This window comes from Microcoleus sp. CAWBG27, assembly GCF_020883145.1.
Lineage (GTDB): Bacteria > Cyanobacteriota > Cyanobacteriia > Cyanobacteriales > Microcoleaceae > Microcoleus.
In genome coordinates, this window is the sequence record NZ_JAHREU010000004.1 from 21,828 (window position 1) to 45,036 (window position 23,209).

Here is a 23,209-nt window from a genome sequence, read left to right on the forward strand (position 1 = left end):
ATTATGATAGTTTAAATAAAAAAAAACTATCAGTAGGCGCGACAAATGAACACTTCGCTAATTAGTTCGCAGACGGTTGAGCTTGTTTCGCTGCTGACAGGGCAAAGACTTCGTAGGGAGGATATGACTCCCCCGATCCTCTTTCTGACGGGGCTGATAACGGTGTTGGTGGGAGTTATCTATGCTGATGGTACGGTTGACGCTGAGGAAATCCAGCACTTGCGGACAACTTTGACGGAACTTATCCCCGCTAACAACAGTTTGCGACAATTGGCGATGCTGATGGCTAAGGGCGTGCGGGAACAGAAAATTTACAAGAAATTGCCGGAGTTGCTGGCGCTGACAGCGTGTTTTTCTGAGGAGGAAAGACTGCTGCTAATTAGTTTTGGCTATCAGATGTCGGCCGCAGATGGATCGATGCACGATCGCGAAAAACAGTATTTGACCCTCATTGCCGATCGACTCGGAGTTGATGCACGATTTTTGACTGTTTTGGAAGCGAGTTTTAGCAGTCAAACAATAAGGGATACAGCAGCTTTGGCAGAAGTTCACTCGTTACTCGATCCAGCACAATTTCAATCTCTCGATTCTATGTTTGTCCGTGCTGCTCATCACATTATCGAACATTTGCCAGCCAAACCGAAACAGCAAAAAAATCGCAAACATTCAGTCTCGTCATATCAGGAGTTGAAAAAGTTTAAGGAGTATAGACAACAACTGGATGCTGTTTGTGGAAAACTCGGCTTAACTCTGCTAGATGGGAGCGATCGCAACGTGCTATCTCCTAATTTAATAGAAGAATTAACAAAGATATCTCGTAAATTACAATCTCAGCGGTTTCGCGTTGCCGTTGTGGGCGAATTCAGCAAAGGCAAATCAACTTTACTCAATGCTTTGCTGGGCGAAGAAATTCAACCCGTGCGGGATATTCCCTGTAGCGGTACGGTGACTGTTTTGAAATACGGGCCGCAGCAGCGGGTGATTTGCAAATATAAAGATGGACGCGAGGAGGAGATTTCACCGCAGCAATATAAAGATAAAGCCTCGATTTCTGAGGAAGCTGCTTTAGGTTCTTTTGGAGAAGAAATTATCAATTCAGCAATCAAAGAAATCATTTTCGAGCATCCGAATCTCGAATTGTGTACCAATGATGTAGAAATTATTGATTCTCCCGGATTGAACGAACAAGCGGAACGCACGTTAGTTACCCAACAAGTTCTCAAAACAACGGATGCAGTGATTTTTTTGACTCACGCTCAAAATGCTTTGACAGAAAAAGAACGGGAACTGCTTTTGTATTTGAAAAAAGAGTTGAATCAGGGTAAAGATGGCGAAGCTGCGAAGAGTATTTTTGTTTTAGTTAATTTTGCCGATTTGCTGCGTCGGGAAGAAAGCCGCAAGCAGGTAAGGCAAAGGGTAGAAACGATTGTTAAGAATCAAAATTTGATTGCGGGTGAAAACCGGATTCATTTTATTTCGGCTCAATCTGCACTTGAGGCAATTTTGGACGGGACGCAAAATGAGTATGTGAAATCTTTTCAGGATTTCACTAAATCTCTCGAACAATTTTTAACAGTTGAACGGGGGGCGATCGCACTTCAGCAGTCGGCATCTGGAATGAAGCAAGTCATTGGTACTGGCTGCGATGAATTGACTCAATATAGGCAAATGTTACAAGGAAAGTTGACAGTTTCTCCTGGAGATAAACATAAAATATTTGAACAAATGGCAGAAGCAAGCGGCCGCGATGTGAAAATCAAACTTTTAGGGGATGAACTGATGCAGCAATCTTTAGACAAAACTTTTGAATCTTGGAATCAATGGGTGGAAGAATTAGGAGAACGCCTGATTGCAAAAAGCGCTCTCTGGACTTCTGAGTATTCGCATATGTGGAGTCAAAAAGAGTTGACTAAAGATTATTCAGATCAATTTGTGGAAGATATCACCCAAGAAATAGAAGATTGGGCTACTCAAAAAGTACAGTCTATTTTACAAGAGAATATGGGAGCTTTAAATAGTCAAATAGATGAAGGAATTGATGCAATTCGACAGGAGTTTCAAAAGTTCGATAAGCAACTGAGTAGTAACCTTGTCAGTCAATTTAATAATTTGGCGATGGCAGGTAATTTGGGCGAGATTGGTACAAGTGGAAGTGGGATTGCTGAATCAATTGACGATATTGGCAACGACGGATTATTCATGGGTGGTTTGGGAATTGGTGCTGTCGCGGCTGCTGTATTAATCGCTCTTCCACTTGGTATTATTCCAGTAATTTTAGGGACAATAGCTGCGGGTGCTGCTGGCGGTTTGGGCTGGAATTTTTTAGATGGCGATGCAGTTAAAGCTCAAATCAAGGCAAAAGTTTGCGAGTTAGGCTTTGAGAAGTTTGATGAATCTTCACAGTCTATTTTTGATAAGATACACGAAAGAATTATTGCAGTATTTGAAGAAAGAGTTGAGACAAGTAGTGGTGTGATGTCAAAAGCGATCGCACTGTGGGAAAATTTATTAGAACAGCAGGAAAAGCGCGATCGCCAAAATCGAGCAGAATGCGAAGCCCAAAAAGTTTGGCTGGCTGACAAACGTCGAGAACTCGAACAAGTACAAAATCAAATTGAGGCTATTTTGAATCAGAGCGCTATCTAGTGCGATTTTACTCAAAAATTTAGCCTCGATCGAACCAACATTTTTTCAACTCTAAATAGGCGGTTCGTAGTTTTAACTAAAATATCTGTTGTTCAAGCGATCGCACAACGCACAGGACGATCGCCAACAAAGAGCAATTCTACAAACTCAAAACCGCAGAATTTAAACTAATGCCACGTTGCACCTTGATTACGCACTGGACGGGCAGCAGCTTCAAAGGTCGCGAGACACCAGGAAAAGGCTGTATGGTATCCAGAAATGGCAAAAACACCTGTCTAGATAGCGAATTCGAGATCGATCGAGACAAATTCACCAGTCACGATCGCCGACGCCACCGGTGAAAGCCACGCCCACGTCTGGGGAACCCAGGCCGGCCCCTTGGAATTCACCCGCTGGGCTAGCTTCGCCGACGAAATTCAGGTTTGACACAAAAAAATCGAGTGGGGATTTGGGAAATCACCAGCTTGATTAAAGGTTCAGAATGCACCAATACCTGGTACATTAACCCAGTATTGGCAAGCAAGATTCACCGTTGATTTATGAAAGTCCTGGTTATTGGTGGCGATGGCTATTGCGGTTGGGCAACCGCACTCTACCTTTCTAACAAAGGTCACGAAGTTGGCATCCTCGACAGCTTCGTGCGGCGGCACTGGGATCTGGAACTGTGCAGCGACACCCTCACTCCCATTGCACCGATTCAGCAACGACTCCAGCGATGGCAAGATTTAACGGGCAAGTCCATCGACTTGTTCGTCGGTGACATCACCAACTACGATTTTCTCAGCAAAAGTATGAGAAAATTTGCACCGGATGCTGTAGTCCATTTCGGCGAACAGCGATCGGCACCATTTTCGATGATCGATCGCGAACACGCAGTCCTCACCCAAGTCAATAATGTAGTTGGGACACTAAATCTGCTGTACGCCATTCGCGAAGATTTCCCCGACTGTCATCTAGTGAAATTGGGGACAATGGGCGAATATGGCACCCCGAACATTGACATCGAAGAAGGCTATCTGACGATCGAACACAACGGCCGCAAGGATACACTACCCTATCCCAAACAACCGGGCAGTTTCTACCACCTGTCAAAAGTCCACGACTCCCACAACATCCATTTTGCTTGCAAAATCTGGGGTTTGAGGGCCACCGACTTAAATCAGGGCGTCGTCTACGGCGTACTCACAGAAGAAACTGGCATGGACGAACTGTTAATCAACCGTTTGGACTACGACGGAGTATTCGGTACAGCATTAAACAGATTTTGCATCCAAGCTGCGATCGGGCATCCTTTGACAGTTTATGGAACTGGCGGACAAACCCGCACCTTCCTGGACATTCGGGATACCGTAAGATGCGTCGAATTGGCGATCGCCAACCCCGCCGAAGCCGGACAATTCCGAGTCTTCAACCAATTCACCGAACAATTCAGCGTCGGCGACTTGGCCTCATTGGTGCAAAAAGCAGGAACGGCAATGGGATTAAAGGTGGAAATCAATCACCTAGAAAATCCCAGAGTTGAGAAAGAAGAACATTATTTCAATGCTAAAAACACCAGTCTTTTAGACCTCGGCTTGCAACCCCATTTATTATCAGATTCGCTGCTCGATTCTCTGCTAAATTTTGCGACTAAATATCAGCATCGTGTCGATAAAAATCAGATTTTGCCCAAGGTTTCTTGGCGCTAATTTTTGAGTTTTATTTGCGGGGATAGAGATTTTTTTAACGAACCGCGAAGGCGCTAAGGGCACGAAGTAAGATGAAAGATAAGAAAGGGAAAATGGCATGGCTGATTTGGAGTATGATTTTCCTCCGAAAGGTAGGGGCAATTCATGAATTGCCCCTACTGAATGAATTGCCCCTACTGAATCCGTACTGAATAAATTTCGCTATATCTTTCAATCTCTTTCTCTGTGTCCTCTGTGTCCTCTGCGGTTAATAAAAAAAAGGCATCGGGTTTTGACTACTAACTTGTTTAGCAATGAATACCGTAAAAAGTCGAATTCTCATCCTGTTGCTTTTAGTTGTTTTACCGGGATTTTCGGCTAGTGCAGTTTGTGCTTATTATTTAATACCTGAATGGGCTACACTAACGGCGAGTTATCAAAATTATCGCCGAGTTAGTGAATCCCCATCTGCCACCGAAACCCAAATCTCAATTGCCAGGACTGCACAGGAAATTCATCGAATTAATTGTTTTGCTGAAGGTGTGGGATTGCTTTTAGGTGGGATAATTTTCTCAATGGGAATTCACGGAATTTGTGTGTTACCCCAAAAAACAATCGATGGGAATTAGTTGTGGTAAAACTGCTGACAGAACCTTATTTAAATCAGGTAAGTAATTGGCCGAAAACTGGTTGTCATATTCTAGCACAATTTGACGAAAATACTGTTGTAGTTTATCAAGCTTACCGTCCGGCGATCGATCTTTTTGCAGCGGAACATGGTTATTTCGGCGGTGAATTCAGCCTGAATCCCATGAGTTGAATTAAGCCCAATTTTTTGTGGATGATGTATCAATTTACTAATAATATTAAGTATAACTAAATCCTTCATCCGTTACATCCGTTAAATCCGTTGCCGAACTTCCTTCTTCTTATGAAAATTGCTCTGTTCACTGAAACATTTTGGCCGAAAATAGACGGCATTGTGACGCGCCTGATTCACACTGTAGATCACTTGCAGCGATCGGGCGAACAAGTTCTGATATTTTCTCCAGATTACGGAATTACAGAATACAAAGGTGCCCGAGTTTACGGTGTTGAGGGTTTGCCTTTGCCGATGTACCCGGAACTGAAAATGGCACTGCCCAGTCCGGCTATAGGTCAACAATTACAGAAGTTTCAACCGGATCTTATTCATGTTGTCAATCCCGCTATTTTGGGATTGGGCGGGATATATTACGGCAAAAAGTTCAATATTCCAATTTTGGCTTCTTACCACACCCATTTACCGAAATATTTACACCATTACGGTTTTGGAATGCTCGAACCATTGCTGTGGGAATTGCTCAAAGGGGCGCACAATCAAGCTGAATTAAATCTGTGCACTTCTACAGCAATGGTGGATGAGTTGAGAACTCATGGCATTGAGCGAGTAGACTTATGGCAGCGCGGTGTAGATACGGAAATGTTTGTCCCCGAATTGAAGAGTCGAGAAATGCGATCGCGCCTTTCTGAAAATAACCCAGATAGCCCCTTACTCCTCTACGTCGGTCGCCTCGGTGCCGAAAAAGAAATCGAATCGATCAAACCAGTCCTCGCCGCCATTCCCGGCGCCCGCCTCGCCCTAGTGGGAGACGGCCCGCACCGCCAAACCCTCGAACAATATTTTGCCGGCACCCCCACAAATTTTGTTGGCTACCTCAAGGGGCAAGAATTGGCTTCTGCTTACGCATCTGCTGATGCCTTCATTTTTCCGTCCCGTACCGAAACCTTGGGCTTAGTGCTCCTCGAAGCTATGGCTGCGGGGACGCCCGTAGTGGCGGCTCGCAGTGGCGGAATTCCCGATATTGTGACAGACGGTGTTAACGGCTATTTATTTGACCCCGCCGATGAAGCCGGAGCAGTGGCTGCCACCCAGCGCCTGTTTGCGAATCCCGAAGAACGGGAAACCCTCCGCCAAAACGCTCGCTCTGAAGCCGAACGCTGGGGTTGGGCGGCGGCGACTAACCAACTACGAGGCTACTATCGATCGGTGGTATTTGCCCAGTCCATGGCCTCTGCTGCTTAAATTTCACAAGCTGTCGCGCTTTTAAACTCTGCATTCGGCACCTTATGGTGTCACACAGTATAATTACTCAGAAAAATCGCTTTTTCAAGTGATAAATTATGCTTTTTTCCAATTTATATCCGCCAACATACGGTATAAAAGTATAATTTATCACTTAATTGGTCGATAAAAATAAGTAAAAACCGATTGTGACAGTTGAGGGTGCCGAATGTAGGCCAAACATTACCAACAGCTTAGGTTCCGTCCCGAGGCAGTTTCTGGCGAGGAGGGATGTCCTCAAAGATTGATCGAACTTTTTTGGCGATCGGATCGCCGTAGCTATCCTGCTGTATTGGTAAAGTAGTTGAGTTGGTGGAATGTCTTAACAAAACACGGTAAAATATCAGAGTTGTGGACTGAAAGTTAATTTCTACCCATGTCTACCCAAAACTACCCAGTTTGTCCCTCTTCCCCAATTAATTGGTCAACAAACAATCTCAGCCTTTCTTGCCGATCGGGGATAGCTTTGAGTTTCTCTTTCTGTCCTTCATACCCCCTAAACGCAATAACCGCCTTGTCTGTTGGTTCCGCAAGTCGTTTGAGAGCGCCGTATGTGTGTGCTTGAAAAGGCATTAACACCACCTGCATATGTAGGTAGGTTAATCCACTTGTACCAAACATTGAAAGGTCGAATCAATGCTTTTAAGTTTCCGAAGCGCATTAATCCCGAACAACAAGCAAATTACAGCTTTCAAAAAAGCATCAGGCGTTGCCAGACACAGTTACAACTGGGGGAACGCCCTGATTCAAGATTTGCTCAAACAACGCGAATTCGACAAAACACTCAAAATACCATCAGCCATTGACTTGCACAAACGGTTGGTTGCCGAAGTAAAATCAGCAAATAACTGGTACTATGAAACCAATAAAAATGTCCCACAAAAAGCATTAGGAGACTTGCGTCAAGCCTGGGAAAGGTGTTTCAAAAAAACATCAAAGCAACCGAGATTCAAGAAAAAGGGACAAAAAAATTCCTTTTACCTAGAATCAGGAACCAAAGCAAAGCCAGGAATTAATAACGATGGCAAGCGAGTCAAATTGCCATCGATCGGATGGGTAAAACTTACCGAACCATTGCCGCTGACAGCAGTTCACAATTGCGTAATTGGTCGCACCGCCAATAGGTGGTTTATTGCCATCAAATACGAAGTTGAATTACCAGAAGTTGCAACAAGTCGTCCCGTTGTTGGTGTTGATATCGGGATTAAAGAACTTGCTGTCTGCTCCGACGGCAAAGTCTTTGCGAATCCCAAAGCTTACCGACGGATGAGCAAAAATATCAAGCGAAAACAGCGGGACGTAAGTCGTAAAGTCAAAGGCTCTATTAATCGTGCTAAATCAATCGAGAAACTGAGCAAACTCTATGCTAAAGTAGCAAATATCCGAAAAGACGCCATACACAAGCTGACTAATTATCTTGCCAAAAACCACAGCGAGATTAAGATTGAGGACTTGAATATTAAAGCGTTTTTGAAGAATCACAAATTAGCCGGAGCGATTTCTGATTGTGGGATGTACGAATTTAAGCGGCAATTAGAATACAAAACGATTAAGTTTTTATCTAAACTAACAGTCGTAGATAGATTATTTCCTAGCTCGCAGAACTTGCTGTTACAATTGTGGAAAACATCGACACAAAATGCCCTTAAAGAATCGTGTCTACCTCTGTCCTGATTGCGGCAATGTTCAAGACAGAGATTTAAATGCGGCGAGAAACATAGAACGTTGGTTTGATGGAATTTTTATTCCAGAACGTTCGGATATGGCGGTGAGTTCCACCGCGTCAGCCTGCGGAGTAGACAAACCCGACAATAGCCATGTTGTCGCTACTGTGAAACAGGAAGTTAACACCAAAATTACTCATCTCCAGTTAAGTCTAGATTTGGGTAGCTCTGGGTAATTTTTTCAGAACGGAAAGATGAACTGCATACCCTTTTAAACAAGCGTTGAAGCATCAACCATCTATGGATGTGTCGATCGTTGGTGACGTTGGTGTAGATACACAAATGTGGAGACATCCACATTTCAATAGCGCTTTTAACATTGTGTTAAAGGCTTTGAGAGATACCTCCGCATCCAGGGTGGACGTAAGCTCCCCAGGCTGTGCTATACACAGTAGAGGTTGATTAGCAGCTTGTGGCGGGTGAAATGTATCTGTTGCGTTTACCATTAAACCATGAGTAGCTTTGCAATGCTTCGCGGGTGGGGAGAGTAGCGCCTTCAACAGACCAAATACCGGTCGCCGATCGCGAATCAAACATTTACACCGCGCAGCAGCCGAGCACAGAGTGTCAAATCTACATTGCCCGCGATCGACAGCCTGCTAGCTAATTTTCAGACTGGCAGGGTTCACAAGTCAAGTTCAACTTTAACTGGCGAACCCTCATCAGTATCAAGGTTGTAACAAAAAAGATCGAGCATCTGTAACAAGCAAACTGAACTTTCATCCGCCAAACAATGAAGCCATTATTGATCGAAGCGACAATCGAATGCTGAGTTGAAAAGCAAACAACTCAAACAGTTTGCACCCCAGCATCTAGCACCGATCGACCAGCCGGTCAATCTACCCCTCCGAGCAAGCAGTTAATCATGACATTCTCCAATGCTGGTAGCGTTCTGGCTACACTGACTCAAGTCAATTTTATGGGGGCATTGACCTCTCGTGTTAAGAGCTTGCCAGTTACTGAATTAGTGTGCCTGCTCGACTTTGTAACGGCTGAATTTCAGCAATTTATCAGGGCAATGGACCTGATTAACAATGAAGCACTCGAAACTCTCTTAGAGCAACTGTTAGATGCCTTCACTGTCAAAATTGGTCAAATTTTGCAAGCAGACCGGACAACAATTTTTTTGGTAGATGCCAACAAAAATCAACTGTGGCACAAAACAGTCGATGGACTCACGGGCGAAGATATAGAAATTCGCTTGCCGATGGATGCAGGCATTTTAGGCTACGTAGCAACTACTGGAAAATCGCTCAATGTCTTGCATGGTAGAGAACACGAGCATTTTAATGTGGAAGTAGACGAACCGCCGAACTACCGGGTTGAGACCATCCTCTGTATGCCGATTTTTAGCAGCAAGAGCCAGCACGAACCCGTAGCGGTGGTGAGACTGTTAAACAAAGCTGGCAATGCCCCCTTTACCGAGGAAGACGAACAGCAGTTCCAGGCTTTTGCAGATTCGATCGGGATTATTCTCGAAAGCTGTCAATCTTTCTACGTCGTGGCCCGCAACCAGCGAGGGGTGGCCGCACTTTTGAGAGCTACCACGACGTTGGGTCAAAGCCTTGACTTGGAAACAACTTTGCGCTCTGTCATGGATCAAGCTCGGGACTTGATGCAAGCCGATCGCAGCACGCTATTTTTATTAAATCGGGAAACCAACGAACTCTGGACAAAAGTCGCCAAGGCCGACGGCAAAACCATGGTCGAAATCCGCATTCCTGCTAACAAGGGAATTGCAGGCTACGTGGCTTCAACGGGTCAAACTCTAAATATTACAGATGCTTACGACGATCCCCGCTTTGACCCATCTACAGACCAGCAAACGGGATATCGCACTCGCACTGTCTTGTGTATGCCGGTGCATAACGCCAAAGGTGAGCTGATTGGGGTGACTCAGCTAATTAATAAGACTCAAGGCACTTTCACAACTTCCGACGAAGAGTTTTTGCGAGCATTTAATTCCCAAGCCGGAATGGCGCTGCAAAATTCTCAACTGTTTCAGAACGTGATGGTGGAAAAGCAGTATCAAAAAGATATGCTGCAAAGTCTTTCAGATGCAGTCATTTCCACCGATTTGCAGGGGCGAATTGTCACGATTAACGAAGCCGCGCTGGAATTGTTGGGCTGTCCGGTAAATCAAGATAAAAGCAAATACAATCTCGTGATTTGGGAAGATAAACTGATCGATCGCTATGTTTGGGAAGTTGTGCCGATCGAAAATTTGAAATTTCGAGTCGAAGACAGTCTCCATACTGCTGCCAGATCTTACGTTCCCGAACAAAGTTTAACTGTGGGACTGTTGGTGGAAACAACGCTTGGTAGTTCCGCAGCACCGGCAGAAGAAACAGAAGCAGAAAGTTACATTTTGGCCGTGCCCGATCGCAATGACCCCACTTTATATTACGCTTGGGGCGAAAACAGCGCCTGGACTGAGGAAGTAGCGCAGGCAGAATTAGCTAATTCCCAATCTCTATTTTCGCTGCGGAATGCTGACCTCTATCACCCTTATTGTCCCCTACCCATCCCCAGCTCTCGAATTAAACTAATTGAACGCAGTTTGAATTTAACTGTCAACCCGCTGATCAATCCAGAAGGTGGCGTGCGCGGCGGTTTAGTGGTACTCGAAGACATCAGCCGCGAAAAGCGGATGAAAACCACAATGTCTCGCTACATGACTCCCGGAGTCGTAGATAAAATCATGGCCTTGGGCGAAGGCTCCCTGATGGTCGGCGAACGCAAAGAAGTTACTATTTTATTTTCCGACATTCGCGGCTACACCACTCTGACCGAAAATTTGGGAGCCTCGGAAGTTGTGGCCCTATTGAACCAGTATTTTGAGACGATGGTGGAGGCCGTTTTCCACTACGACGGCACTTTAGACAAGTTTATCGGCGATGCTTTAATGGCGGTGTTCGGTGCGCCCCTGCCGCTCAATCCCCCGGAAAGTCACGGTTGGATGGCGGTGCAGTCGGCTTTAGATATGCGCCGGCGCTTGAAAGAGTTTAATGATTCTCGCCCAGGCGCCGATCCGTTTCGCTTCGGAATTGGGATTAGTTCTGGAGAGGTGGTTTCGGGAAATATTGGTTCGGAAAAGCGGATGGATTACACCGTAATCGGGGATGCGGTGAATTTGAGTTCCCGCTTGGAACAGCTTACAAAGGAGTACGGCTGCGATATAATTTTGAGCGAATTTACCTACAATTTGTGCCGCGAACGGATTTGGGTGCGAGAGTTGGACAAGGTGCGGGTTAAGGGCAAAAATCAGCCGGTCGGCATTTACGAGTTGCTGCAAATTAATTCCGAGCCCCTCGATGGGGAAACCGAAAGGTTTTTGGAACTTTACAACAACGGCCGCCATGCTTATATTGCTAGAAATTTTCAGCAAGCTATTAATTATTTTGAGGCGGCTTTAGCTATGCGACCGAGCGATCGACCTGTGGAAGTTCAGATCGAGCGATCCCTCAGCTATTTGGAAATACCCCCGCCCGACGAATGGGACGGCGTGCATACTATGACAAAAAAGTAGCATATACTATCATATCCGAGAGCCTAAATGTAAAAAGATTGGATAAAGTTTTGAGATCTTCCTTATGACAGAGTTAAGAAGTGGAAAAATGTGAAAACATGAATCGGATGCCACATTAAAGTTAGTATTTATTTTCATACCGACAATTAAATGAACTATTTATCTGTTCCGAATGCCACAAAAGCCGATCGCATTCTGGTTGTAGATGACGCACCAGATAATGTTTTGCTGGTGCAGACAATCCTGGAAGAAGAAGGTTACGAAATTAGCACGGCCGAGAACGGCTTTTCGGCCTTAAGCCAAATCGACAAGTCAACCCCCGATTTGGTATTGCTAGACGTAATGATGCCAGGAATGGACGGTTACGAAGTCACCCAGCGAATGCGACAAAATAAGGAATTGCCCTTTATCCCGATTTTGCTGATCACAGCTCACGACAGCGCCAGTGTAGTCCAGGGACTCGACATGGGCGCAGACGATTTTATCCGCAAACCCGTGGAAATGGACGAACTGCTGGCGAGGGTGCGATCGCTCTTGCGGCTCAAACACAGCGTAGACGAACGAAATTCGATCGCCCTCCAGCGCGAAGATTTTGTCTCCAGACTCGCTCACGACTTGCGGACGCCCCTCGTAGCAGCCGATCGAATGCTAACTTTAATGCAGCAGGGAGCTTTGGGAGAAATCTCGCTCCCCATGCGCGACGCTTTCGGGACAATGGTTCGCAGTAACAAAAACCTGATCGCGATGGTAAATATGCTCCTCGAAGTCTACCGCTACGAAGCAGGGCGCAAATCCCTCAGTTTCGCTCCGGTTGACTTGCGCCAGCTTATTACCGAAGTAGCTGAAGAACTCGCTCCCCTAGCCGATGCTAAAAATTTGTCGGTGAATTTAGACTTGAGTGAAAGTGCAGAAAGTGCTCCGATTGCCAAGTATCCGGGCGATCGTCTGGAACTGCACCGCTTGCTGACAAATTTAATCGGAAATGCGATAAAATTTACCGACAGCGGTTCAATAGATGTCCGCTTAAAAGCTGCCAACTCACCTGTTTATACGAGCTTCAAAAACCAACCGCTGGCATGGGTAATTATGGAAATCCAAGACACCGGTGCCGGAATTTCTCCCGCCGAACAAGCAAAGTTATTTGAAAGGTTTGGCTCGGGAACTCACAAGAAATCCAGCACAGGTTTGGGACTGCACCTCTGCCGCCAAATAGTCGAAGCTCACCGCGGCACGATCGTGGTCAAATCCGAGTTGGGTAAAGGCAGCTTGTTTACTATTCGCTTGCCTTGTTAGAGCTAATTTACCTCGAAGCAGCAGAATGCCCCCATCATAATCTTTGATTTGGTGGGGGATGAATGCGAGTGAGTTTAGGAGGATTGCTTGACCGAGGCTCAACGTAGTGAAACAAGGGAAAGCAATCATGACGAAACGAACAAATTCTTAATGGTAACTTTATACACATTGTCGAAACTTGTGTTACCATGAATGTAGAAACACGGTACAAATTCCAGGCTAATGTACAAAGCAGTCAAAGTCAGAATTTATCCCAGTCCAGAGCAGAAGCAATATCTTGCTCAATGTTTCGGTAATTGCAGATGGTTGTATAACCGAATGCTGCACTTGACAACCGAAGGATACAAGGATACTGGGAAAGGTTTGAGCAAAGCTGCAATGGATAAGTTGCTACCCGATTTGAAGCGTGAATTTGAATGGTTGGGACTGGCTTATTCTCAATCATTGCAACGGGTCACATTCAATCTCAGCAGTGCATTTGTCAATTTTTTTGAGGGCAGAGCCAAGTATCCGACGTTCAAGAAAAGAGGCTCAAAACAAAGCGTTGGGTATCCTCAGAATGTCTTGCTCAACGTCGCGGAACAATCGATCAAATTCCCGGGTACATTGGGAATCGTCCGAACCAAGTTTCATCGTGACTTGCCAACAGGTAAGCAAGGTTGCGTCACTGTTTCAATGAACAGCGATGGCACCTACTTTGCATCAATCTTGTTTGAAGTGTCCCAAGAGACAATTCAACCGATCAATAGTGCAATCGGCGTAGATCTTGGATTGAAAGATTTCGCGATCGCGTCTGATGGCCATAAACACAATCAATCCAAACGAGTCAAACGCAAGTTGCAAAAGCTGGAACGCAATAAGAAACGCAAACAGCGTAAACTTGCGAAGAAAACGGGAACCAGTAATCGTAGAAAAGCGAAAAAACTGGTTGCTAAAGTCACTGGCAAAATTGCCAGAATCCGCGAAGATTTTCTCCACAAGCTATCCCGCAAGATAGTCAACGAAAACCAAGTGATTGTGGTGGAAGATCTAGCAGTCAAGAACATGGTCAAGAATCCCAACTTAGCCAGAGCAATTTCTGAGCAAGGATGGGGAATGTTTCTCACCATGCTCAAATACAAAGCTCAAGAGTGCGATCGTAATTATGTTGAAATCAACAGATTCTTTCCTTCTTCTCAGTTATGCGCTGAAACGTTGCTACCGATCCCGATGCTTCAGAAAGGATTTGATAGCTTGAATGTTCGGTTTGTAGACTGTCCTCACTGCGGAAAAAAACACGATCGCGATATCAATGCTGCGATCAATATCAGAAATGAAGGCTTGCGAATTTTGGCGTTAGGAACTAGCGCTGCTGCCATCGGAGGGAATGTCAGACCAAAGCGATCTGCGGGACGTAAAAAATCCACGATTGTAGAGGCAATTCCCACTGAGGATGGAAGCCGACACCATGCTGTGATTCAGTTGGTGTAGGTAGTTCACCTGACCAAACTCCGGCTATCTCTGAAGTGGGGATGGATTACCGACAACTGACAAAGCTGTTAGAAACGGGAAAATGGCGCAAAGCAGACGAACATACTTGGGAAATTTTGCTGCAAATCGCTGTGAGGGAAGACGAAGGCTGGCTGAGTGCAGCCGATATTGATTGTTTTCCTCCTACAGACCTTCGCACGATCGACAAACTTTGGCAACAACACAGCAGCGGGCGGTTTGGATTCACCGTACAACAACAGATTTGGGAAAGTACCGCCGGAAATTATACCCAATTGTGCGATCGAGTCGGCTGGCGAGTCAAGGAAAATTGGAAATATTACAGCGAGCTCTCATTCAGCGAAAATGCTCCCCCCGGACACCTCCCCGTTACCGCCTGGAGACATCGATCGCGCTTGTTACCTAATTCGGAGAGAAGGCTCCCGCCATACTGTACTCAGGAAAGCGGTGAGATGAATCGACTGTCAAAACTGAGACGCACCCTAACTAATTTTCTGTGTAACAGCAAACAGGGCGGGGTGCAGTCGAGGTTTTGACAATCTCTGTCTTCGTGGAAGCGAGTTACGATCGCTGTCTTACCATACATAAGTCGTGGTAAGATTGCCTGATGATAGTATACGAAGCCAAGTTGGAAGGAACAAATAGCCAGTATCGCAAGCTCGATGAAGTTTTGCGGACAGGTTTGTTTGTTCGTAACGCTTGTCTTCGCTACTGGATGGACGGTCACGCCAAAACTAGGAATGACCTCTCGGCTTATTGCAAAGTTCTTTCTGACAATCCCGATTTCCCTTGGGTTAGGAAGCTGAACTCGATGGCTCGTCAGGCTATGTCTGAAAGAACTTGGGCTGCAATATCCCGCTTTTTTGATAACTGCAAAGCCAAAAAAACAGGTAAAAAGGGATACCCAAAATTTAAGCGCCTTCAAATCAACCTGTCTGTAGAATATAAAACGACGGGATGGAAACTCTCTGAAGATAGGCGCCATATCACTTTCACTGATGGCTTTGAAGCTGGTCAGTTTAAGTTGTGGGGAACTCGCGATCTGCACTTTTATCAAATTTCGCAGATCAAGCGAGTCAGAGTTGTACGTCGTGCAGATGGATATTATGCTCAATTCTGCATTGACCATGACCGCAGAGAAAAACGCTCGCCTACCTTTAAGACTGTTGGCGTAGATGTTGGGCTCAACCATTTCTACACCGACTCTAACGGGGAAACAGTTGCCAATCCGCGTCATCTCCGTAAAAGTGAGAAGTCGTTGAAACGGTTGCAGCGTCGTTTGTCTAAGACTGAAAAAGGTTCTCAAAATCGAGCTAAGTTTAAAAACAAACTGGCTCGCAAACATCTCAAGGTAAGTCGCCAGCGTAAAGACTTTGCTGTGAAGGTAGCAAGGTGCGTAGTGATGTCTAACGACCTCGTGGCGTATGAAGACTTGAAGGTGCGGAATATGGTGAGGAACAGACATCTCGCCAAATCGATTTCTGATGCAGCGTGGACTCAGTTCCGTACATGGGTTGAGTATTTTGGTCAAGTATTTGGTGTGGTTACAGTCGCTGTTCCCCCCCACTACACATCCCAGAATTGCTCCAATTGTGGAAAGGTTGTCAAGAAATCTTTGAGCACTAGAACACATACTTGTTACCATTGCGGACATACCCAAGATCGGGACTGGAATGCTGCACGAAACATACTAGAAAAAGCATTAAGTACGGTGGGTCACATCGGAACTAACGCCTAGGCGAGAGAACGACCTCTGCTTCGGTGATGAAAATCCTCCAAGTAAGCCGACTCGTGGAAAGAGGAAGCCCAAAGAGCAATCTTTGGAATCCCCCGCTATATTCGATAATCCGAGTTAGCGGTGGGAAGATGTCAAGGTAGCGGTAAACTCACCGCAGCCGAAAACTTTGCCCGCATTGTCGGGAGAGTGGCTGCGGGCGATCGCTAATCATCCAAAATAAAAAATTCAAAATCGCCATTACCTGCTATAATCAAAACGGTTCAGCAACTGGGGCTGTGGCTCAGATGGATAGAGCAAGCGCCTCCTGAAGAATCGGGCACCCTGCGAGGAAACTCTGGGAGTGAATGTGGTCAAACTCAAGGAAGCCTAAGTCTGACAGCAGATACGGTAATCTTGAGCCAAGCTTTATCTAAATTTTGTTTAGGTAAGGAAGGTGCAGAGACTGGCTTTAGGAAGTAAACACCATAAAACCTCCTAAACATACGGCCACCACCTAAAGGCCGCAAGCCTACGGTGAAGGAATAGTCCGGAGAGTGGGGAAACTCACACAAATCTGAAGCGCTAGGTCGCCGGTTCGAACCCGGCCAGTCCCGTTAAAAATCAAGAACAATTAAAAGCAGAAGGGTAAACCCTAAGTTTTATCCTTCTGCTTTGCATATGCGTTAACCTGTATATTCAATCCAAAATCTAAAATCTAAAATCCTCTGACCATTGTTTAAATTTTAATTTTTAATTCCTGTTAGTGGGTTGTACGTGCGGTATTTTTTGTTATGGTTCCTGTGTCAGCTAAATAAAGTTTTTATAGGTTTAGATGTGGTTAAGAATCAATTTAAACAAGCGGCGTTACCCGCGTTTGAGGAATTCACTCAATTTTTGGTTCCTACTAGGGCTTTTGATGGCGTTTTGGTTTGGCTATCAGCAGCTTAAGAGCGAATTTCAGAGACCCCAAGCTTTGTTGGTTCTAGGTGGGGCTACGGAGCGAGAGGTGTTTGCCGCCAAATTTGCTCGATCGCACCCTCAATTGCCGATTTGGGTATCTTCTGGGAGCAATCCTGAGTTCGCGGAATGGGTCTTTTCAGAAGCGGGAATTAAGTCCGATCGCCTGCACTTAGACTACAGAGCAGTGGATACGGTAACAAACTTTACCACCTTGGTAGATGAACTGAAAGCTAAAGGGATTGAGAGCGTGTATCTCATCACTTCTGACGATCATATGCGGCGAGCTCAGATTATTGGCGAAATCGTGCTCGGCAGTCGAGGGATTAGTTTTAAGCCTGTAGCAGTTCCGTCTGGGCGAACCCCCGAACCGGTGCAAAAAGCTCTTCGCGACGGCGCTAGAGCCATTCTTTGGCTGACAACTGGTTATACGGGTGCTAACTTCAGCCAAGCCAGAATTGAATAGACAAAAATCGGACGGCGGTTGAAACCGCTTTTGACCTCTTACTCGTAGGCGAAGCCAGCGCGAAGCGCTTATGTGGCGAAGCGCCCGTCATCCGAGTAAGAGGTCAAACTACAAAAACGAATTCCGCCTCCGCGGAATGAAGAAAATAACGTAACTTTAACCGCCCGTTCTTCAACCCGCTTGGAGTGGGTTTTGTTTGTCTGGCGTGCGAATTCCATTCGCCCGGTTCAGCGACCCAAATCGTGCATCGCATTAATCTCAGTTGCACATCTTTGAGTCAGCGCTTCCAATTCCGCGCGATCCGACGAAGCGGGCGCCTCAATTAGCTTGCCAATTCGCACCGTCAGCGGCACCGGACGCGGCACTATCGAACCTTTGGACGCGATCGCGTCAGTTCCCCACAAACTAACAGGTAACAGCGGTGCTTTTGCCTTAGCAGCTATCAGCGCAGCCCCCAATTTCGGGTCAGTAATTCTACCGTCTGGTGTCCGAGTTCCCTGCAAAAATACACCCGTAGCCCATCCATTTTCTAAGGACTGGATAGCCGAGCGAATTGCACTGCGATCGGCACTTTCTCGCTTCACTGGATAAGCGCCGTAAAGCGTAATTGCCTGTTTCAAAATAGGAACTTTAAATAACTCTTCCTTTGCCATAAATGCCACTGGCCGCCTCATCGAACTAGATAAAATCGGCGGGTCAAAATCGCTGGCGTGATTGCTGACTACCACAAATGGGCCTTCTGCTGGCACATTTTCTGCACCGTAGATGCGCCCCCGAAAGTAAAGGTGCAGCATCGGGCTGACAATTGACCACTTAAATAAATAGTAAAGAAGTAAACTTTCGACTGGTTCGCGACTTTTGCTCACAGAAAACCTGAGATTTTAAATTACATCGAATATTAGCCTATCAGATGATACGGCGGTTGAAACCGCTTCTACAAAAACAAAGCCCGCGCAACGCGAGGCTGAAGAATATAGTCCGCGGAGGCGGACTTTGTTTGTGTAGCGCCAGACTTCAGTCTGGCGAATTCTTTTGCCAACCTTCAATTTCCAGCCAGCATCGCTTTTTGTCCTTCAGGCGAAGTCGCGTAACCCAAGAAATCCTTAACCGCTTGGCTGGGGGGATTTTTGTAAGCGTAGTACAACTGGCGCTGATAGCGATAATTGGGGGCTTCCGGCGTCGTAGCGTCTACGGGGACAACTCGCACCGTTTTCTGATTGACAACTTGAGCGAAAGTGGCATAGCCGATGCCGTTGTTGCCTAAAGCTTGCAGCAGCGGAGTTGTCGCATCTCGATCGAGCGTACTAAAATTTGGCCCAGTACCAAAACTACCGCCTCCGAGCACTTGTTCTTTAAAAGTTTGGTGAGTTCCGCTAATTTCGGGCCTGTTAATTACCTTAATCTGGCCTGCTGGGCCGCCGACTTTCGACCAGTCTTGAGTAGTTCCCTTAAAGATATCTTGCACTTGAGCAGCAGTTAAGCCTCCCTGAAACGGGTTGTTAGTGCCGACTACGATCGCAATTCTATCTAAAGCAACGGGCAATGCTGCCAAACCCTTAGCTTGGTCTTGAGCATTCAAAGGGGTCGATATCGCGGCAATATCGGCTGTTCCCGCCACCAAATCCTGAATTCCTTTTGCAGAACCATTTGCTTTGGCATCGACTGTAGTGCCGGGAAACTTGGCTTGAAAGCCGTTCTTGAGGTTGAGATTGATTGTCACCATGCTGGTAGAACCGTCAATTCTCACCGCCGTGCCCGCAGGTACGGCAACTGGTAGTGCAAAGGAACTAGCAGCAACAGGCGATGCTGTACCGGCGACAGGCGCGACGGGAGGCAGATTGGCTCCACTACTGCCTGCGGGAGCGGGAGTGGGTGTATTATTAGCATCCTGTGCCGCTGGTTTGTTCAGAAAAAAGAACCAACCACCACCGGCGAGCAGCAGAAATAACAAAATAAAAACTATGGGCGGAGGCCCGCTACTCTTAGCCATAAATTCTCCTTAGTTGGGAAGTTGTTTATCGTCGGAATCGTCTAACATTTGCAGCCTGCGACTGACTTCATCATCTTCGGTCATGTTTTCTAATTCTGCCTGAAGTCTTTCTTGGGGGTTCTCAGATATTTCTGCTAAAGCTTGCTGTTCGAGGTTATGCTTTTCGACGGCATTTTTGGCTTGTTCAAATTGCGATCGAGCTGAATCAATATTAAGATCGTTGTTGACTTTGGATATGGCGCCGAGAGCTTCGTTAATCTCTGCCATATCTTTCATGTTTTGCATATCGGTTTTGTAGGCTTCCAGCTTCGTGCGCTCTCGATTCAGCTTGTCTTTGGAAGCGTTCACAAACTGTTCGGCTTGTTTTACTGCATCTTCGTACTGCGGCAGGATTCTTTCTATCTGAATTACCTTAGATATGGCTAAGCGGGCTGCTTCTTCGTTGCCGTTGCGGTTGGCTGTCTTGGCTTGGCGCTCTAAAGTTTGCATCTCTCTAACTTTTTCTTCATATTTTGTTTTGGTGCGCTGGTAGGCTGCAACTTGTTTAGAAACTGCTTCTGCGAGCTTTTGGACGGACTCTTGCATCGATCGCAGCGACTCTTCGGCCACCGCCACCGACACCTTACCGCCAGATTCTACGGGTATTCCCCAGAGCCAGTTCCACGTCCCGACGATCGTTCTACCTGCCTTTTCGCCCATCAGCCAGTAAAGGACTTTTTTCATAAAAAATACTAGATAAGCTTGGTTTTTACGCCTAGTGTACATCAAAAATTTGCCGATAGACCTCAAGGGCGATCGATATATAGATTATTTTTAATCGCGATTTTTAGCTGTTTGGATTGTCGAGCGGCAATTTGCACAACAGGTCATCGTAAAATTTTCCTGTTGTGCTATTTATTTTTCGGCAATTGTACGGCCAATTAACTCAATTTTACAGCCTACAGCTTAAGCATCGGTTAACAATAGATTAAGCTGGCAAATCTGCAAAACTGCTGACATTTACCAGCGCTAAATTGGGACAAGTCCGTTTGATCAAACCTGTGAGAACTTTGCCGGGGCCAATTTCCACGACGCGATCGATTCCTTGTTGTGGCAATTGCAGGGAGATTTCTCGCCAGCGCACGCCTTTAGTCATTTGATAATTCAACCGCTGTTTTAAAGTAGCTGCGCTAGTAGTCGCTGTCGGTTCTGAGTTGGAAAGTACCAGCATTTTAGCATCAGAAAACCTTGCCGACTTTAACGCTAGTTGAAAGTCTGCGGCCACTGATGCCATCAGGGGAGAGTGAAACGCACCGGAAACATTCAATTTAACCGCGCGTTTGACTTTTATTTTGGCTAGCAAATCTTCCACTGCTGCCGGCGTGCCAGAAATCACCACTTGTGCTTCGCTGTTGTCGTTGGCGAGCACCACATCTCGGCTGTATTGAATTTGCAGTTCTAATTCCTGCCTGTCGAAGCCGATCAACGCTACCATTTGCCCGCCGGAGGCAGTCTCCATCAGTTCGGCGCGGCGTTTGACTAAGCGCAATCCCGTTTCAAAATCAAAGACGCCTGCTGCGTACAGGGCAACATATTCTCCTAAACTGTGACCGGCAACTACTGCGGGTCGATCGCTCTTTTCTCGCATTAAGTCAGCCAAAATGCTTTCTACTACGAACAAGCAAGGCTGAGTGTAGAGAGTCTGAGATAGTTTTGCTTCTTCTTTTTGGCAAACTTCAGGGACAGACCAGCCTAAAATTTCTTTAGCCAGCTCAAATTTAGCTTTGGCTGCTGGCAAGTTTAATAAGTCTGCACCCATCCCGATCGCCTGGGAACCTTGTCCGGGAAATACCCATGCTGTTTTAGTCATTTTTCCGGTAATCTGCTAATTGGTGGTTGCTAAGAAAGTGATTGCAAAAATTCTTTGTTTCCCGCTTCTGAGTTCGCTGGCTGGTCTCCGCTATCTTTCGGTTCACGAACTATCTACTCGCGACTCACAATTATAACATATAACTGTGCTTTTTGGAGGTTTATATTTTTTTTGCTACTTTAATTCAGATCGATCGCCGTAGCACAATTTTCAACCTTCTAGCTGGGGAAAGTCGATGGCTACGCCCCGGCCCCGGCCTACGAACTTGCGCGAGAAATTTCCATTTCAGGACGCGCTTTTCCAGAACTCCTGTCTTCTAGTTGAACCCGTTGGGCGCGCACCTTACCCGATGTCTGTCGTGTTAAAGGATTTTTATTTTTCAATGGTTGCACTCCCGACTGTCAACAGGGCAAGTTTAAATTCGGAAAATATTATACGAGTTCCCCAAAATAATGAAACTGCTGGCCCTCGCTCCAACCCATAGTTCATCAGTAATTTCCCAATCAAAAATTGCCAATCGAAAATCGAAAATGGTATTACCTTCCCCATTGAAAAATCGCCGCCCCCCAGCTCAAACCTGCACCGAAACCAGCCGCAGCAATAGTCTCACCAGATTTAACTTTACCCAGACGCACCGATTCGTCTAAAGCAAGGGGAATTGAAGCTGCTGAGGTATTGCCGTAATTTGCTAAATTGCTGATTACTTTTTCCGGGGGAATCTTGAGTCTTTGGGCTACTGCATCGAGAATCCGTTGATTGGCTTGGTGCAACAGCAACCAGTCAATTTTTTCGGCGCTGATATTTGCCCGAAACATCGCTTTTTCTATGACTTCCGGCACTTTCTTGACGGCAAACCGATAGATTTCTTGACCGTTCATGGCGATCGGCTCAAATCCACCTTGTCCGATATTCACGCCCTCAATTAATGATTTTGACTCGGCTTTGTAGGCTAAATTGAGAGATGAATTTTGCGTGCCGTCGCTGCGAATTTCAAATCCCAAAAATCGATCGACCTCTGAAGCCTGCAATACCACCGCACCTGCACCGTCTCCAAATAAAATGCAAGTACCCCGATCTGACCAATTCACCCAGCGAGATAAAATATCTGCTCCGATCAGCAAAACATTTTGATAAACCCCTGTCCGAATGAATTGCGAGGCTGTAACTAAACCAAACACAAATCCCGAACAAGCTGCTGTCAAATCGAAAGCCACAGCTTTTGTAGCGCCCAACTGATATTGAATTTTGCCGGCAGTGCCGAACAAATCGTCAGGGCTTGATGTGGCCAAAATAATCAAATCGATATCTGTCGGCGAAATTTCTGCCATGGCGATCGCCCTGCGGGATGCCTCCGATGCCAAATCGCACAAAGAAGTGCGATCGTCCGCCAGCCTGCGCGATCGAATGCCCGTTCGCGCCGCAATCCACTCGTCAGACGTTTCTACAATCTGACTCAAACCGTTATTATCTAGCGAAACCTGCGGTGTACAAGAGCCGCTACCCGTGACGGCAATGCCGAACCCTGATTGCTGCAACATTCCTCTCCATTTATGAGCGATAAATCGAGAAATTAAAAATTAAAAAATTAAAATTAAAATTATTTTTAAACTTCTGAAATTACTTTGTTTTTAAGCAAAACCGTTGGTTTAAATCGGCATTTTTAATTTGACATTTTTAATTCTTAATTCCTTATAACGGTTTTCAACTGCTGTGAGGTAAGATCGAGCGCAATTCGCAATTCCCTTATATAAAAAGGAATCACGAACGCCCGCGAACTCT

The 23,209-nt window shown here is 45.9% G+C and carries 21 protein-coding genes; 14 read left to right on the forward strand and 7 right to left on the reverse strand.

The window, feature by feature from the left end:
- Positions 1 to 123: 123 nt before the first annotated feature.
- From QZ938_RS03540 to QZ938_RS03565, 6 genes are all read left to right on the forward strand, one after another.
- Positions 124 to 2,646 (forward strand): dynamin family protein, encoded by a 2,523-nt coding sequence (locus QZ938_RS03540; protein WP_293352622.1) that lies wholly within the window; start codon positions 124 to 126, stop codon positions 2,644 to 2,646.
- Positions 2,647 to 2,816: 170 nt separating this feature from the next.
- Positions 2,817 to 2,987, forward strand: coding sequence for a CpcT/CpeT family chromophore lyase (locus tag QZ938_RS03545; RefSeq protein WP_293352624.1), 171 nt, complete (start codon positions 2,817 to 2,819; stop codon positions 2,985 to 2,987).
- Positions 2,988 to 3,185: 198 nt separating this feature from the next.
- Positions 3,186 to 4,334 (forward strand): NAD-dependent epimerase/dehydratase family protein, encoded by a 1,149-nt coding sequence (locus tag QZ938_RS03550; protein WP_293352626.1) that lies wholly within the window; start codon positions 3,186 to 3,188, stop codon positions 4,332 to 4,334.
- Positions 4,335 to 4,627: 293 nt separating this feature from the next.
- A complete protein-coding gene (locus QZ938_RS03555; RefSeq protein WP_293352628.1) occupies positions 4,628 to 4,942 on the forward strand; it encodes a hypothetical protein in 315 nt (104 codons plus the stop codon).
- Between the two features lie 2 nt (positions 4,943 to 4,944).
- Positions 4,945 to 5,133: a DUF4291 family protein gene (locus QZ938_RS03560; RefSeq protein ID WP_293352630.1), complete on the forward strand. Its 189-nt coding sequence runs from the start codon at positions 4,945 to 4,947 to the stop codon at positions 5,131 to 5,133.
- 111 nt (positions 5,134 to 5,244) lie between these two features.
- The gene (locus QZ938_RS03565; protein WP_293342682.1) at positions 5,245 to 6,378 is read left to right on the forward strand and encodes a glycosyltransferase; all 1,134 of its coding nucleotides are present in this window, start codon (positions 5,245 to 5,247) and stop codon (positions 6,376 to 6,378) included.
- A 429-nt stretch (positions 6,379 to 6,807) separates the two neighbouring features.
- Here QZ938_RS03565 and QZ938_RS03570 read toward each other — a convergent pair whose 3' ends face one another.
- Positions 6,808 to 6,990, reverse strand: a complete 183-nt coding sequence (locus QZ938_RS03570; protein WP_293158080.1) for a hypothetical protein — start codon at positions 6,988 to 6,990, stop codon at positions 6,808 to 6,810.
- A gap of 63 nt (positions 6,991 to 7,053) precedes the next feature.
- On the opposite strand from QZ938_RS03570, the gene QZ938_RS03575 reads away from it, so the two are divergent.
- On the forward strand, positions 7,054 to 8,091 hold the full coding sequence (locus QZ938_RS03575) for an RNA-guided endonuclease TnpB family protein (RefSeq protein ID WP_293352632.1): 1,038 nt from the start codon (positions 7,054 to 7,056) through the stop codon (positions 8,089 to 8,091).
- Positions 8,057 to 8,317 (forward strand): zinc ribbon domain-containing protein, encoded by a 261-nt coding sequence (locus QZ938_RS03580; RefSeq protein ID WP_293158086.1) that lies wholly within the window; start codon positions 8,057 to 8,059, stop codon positions 8,315 to 8,317. The genes QZ938_RS03575 and QZ938_RS03580 overlap by 35 nt, the downstream gene beginning before the upstream one ends.
- A 54-nt stretch (positions 8,318 to 8,371) precedes the next feature.
- Here the strand turns inward: QZ938_RS03580 and QZ938_RS03585 are convergent, their stop codons facing one another.
- Complete coding sequence (locus tag QZ938_RS03585) at positions 8,372 to 8,587, reverse strand: hypothetical protein (protein WP_293352634.1); 216 nt, start codon at positions 8,585 to 8,587, stop codon at positions 8,372 to 8,374.
- A 419-nt stretch (positions 8,588 to 9,006) separates the two neighbouring features.
- Here QZ938_RS03585 and QZ938_RS03590 point away from each other — a divergent pair, with 419 nt between their 5' ends.
- The 6 genes from QZ938_RS03590 (at position 9,007) to QZ938_RS03615 (ending at position 17,591) form a co-directional block, all read left to right on the forward strand.
- Positions 9,007 to 11,670 (forward strand): GAF domain-containing protein, encoded by a 2,664-nt coding sequence (locus tag QZ938_RS03590; protein ID WP_293352636.1) that lies wholly within the window; start codon positions 9,007 to 9,009, stop codon positions 11,668 to 11,670.
- A gap of 150 nt (positions 11,671 to 11,820) precedes the next feature.
- Positions 11,821 to 12,963: a hybrid sensor histidine kinase/response regulator gene (locus QZ938_RS03595; protein WP_293352638.1), complete on the forward strand. Its 1,143-nt coding sequence runs from the start codon at positions 11,821 to 11,823 to the stop codon at positions 12,961 to 12,963.
- A 222-nt stretch (positions 12,964 to 13,185) separates the two neighbouring features.
- Entirely contained in the window at positions 13,186 to 14,433 is a 1,248-nt protein-coding gene (locus tag QZ938_RS03600; protein ID WP_293352640.1) for a transposase, read from the forward strand.
- Positions 14,434 to 14,474: 41 nt separating this feature from the next.
- Complete coding sequence (locus QZ938_RS03605; RefSeq protein WP_293352642.1) at positions 14,475 to 14,987, forward strand: GUN4 domain-containing protein; 513 nt, start codon at positions 14,475 to 14,477, stop codon at positions 14,985 to 14,987.
- Positions 14,988 to 15,058: 71 nt separating this feature from the next.
- Positions 15,059 to 16,189, forward strand: coding sequence for a transposase (locus tag QZ938_RS03610; protein WP_363318861.1), 1,131 nt, complete (start codon positions 15,059 to 15,061; stop codon positions 16,187 to 16,189).
- Positions 16,190 to 17,000: 811 nt separating this feature from the next.
- Positions 17,001 to 17,591 carry a YdcF family protein gene (locus QZ938_RS03615; protein WP_293352644.1) on the forward strand — a complete coding sequence of 197 codons (591 nt, stop codon included), beginning with the start codon at positions 17,001 to 17,003 and terminating at the stop codon, positions 17,589 to 17,591.
- A gap of 227 nt (positions 17,592 to 17,818) precedes the next feature.
- Here QZ938_RS03615 and QZ938_RS03620 read toward each other — a convergent pair whose 3' ends face one another.
- The 5 genes from QZ938_RS03620 to QZ938_RS03640 all read right to left on the reverse strand — a co-directional run bounded on the left by QZ938_RS03620 (position 17,819) and on the right by QZ938_RS03640 (position 22,968).
- On the reverse strand, positions 17,819 to 18,457 hold the full coding sequence (locus QZ938_RS03620; protein ID WP_293157428.1) for a 1-acyl-sn-glycerol-3-phosphate acyltransferase: 639 nt from the start codon (positions 18,455 to 18,457) through the stop codon (positions 17,819 to 17,821).
- A 176-nt stretch (positions 18,458 to 18,633) separates the two neighbouring features.
- A complete protein-coding gene (locus QZ938_RS03625) occupies positions 18,634 to 19,581 on the reverse strand; it encodes a phosphate ABC transporter substrate-binding protein (protein ID WP_293352646.1) in 948 nt (315 codons plus the stop codon).
- A gap of 9 nt (positions 19,582 to 19,590) precedes the next feature.
- Entirely contained in the window at positions 19,591 to 20,346 is a 756-nt protein-coding gene (locus QZ938_RS03630) for a PspA/IM30 family protein (protein ID WP_293157422.1), read from the reverse strand.
- Positions 20,347 to 20,548: 202 nt separating this feature from the next.
- Positions 20,549 to 21,430: an ACP S-malonyltransferase gene (gene fabD, locus QZ938_RS03635; RefSeq protein WP_293157419.1), complete on the reverse strand. Its 882-nt coding sequence runs from the start codon at positions 21,428 to 21,430 to the stop codon at positions 20,549 to 20,551.
- Between the two features lie 536 nt (positions 21,431 to 21,966).
- Complete coding sequence (locus tag QZ938_RS03640; RefSeq protein ID WP_293157417.1) at positions 21,967 to 22,968, reverse strand: beta-ketoacyl-ACP synthase III; 1,002 nt, start codon at positions 22,966 to 22,968, stop codon at positions 21,967 to 21,969.
- Positions 22,969 to 23,209: the final 241 nt, after the last annotated feature.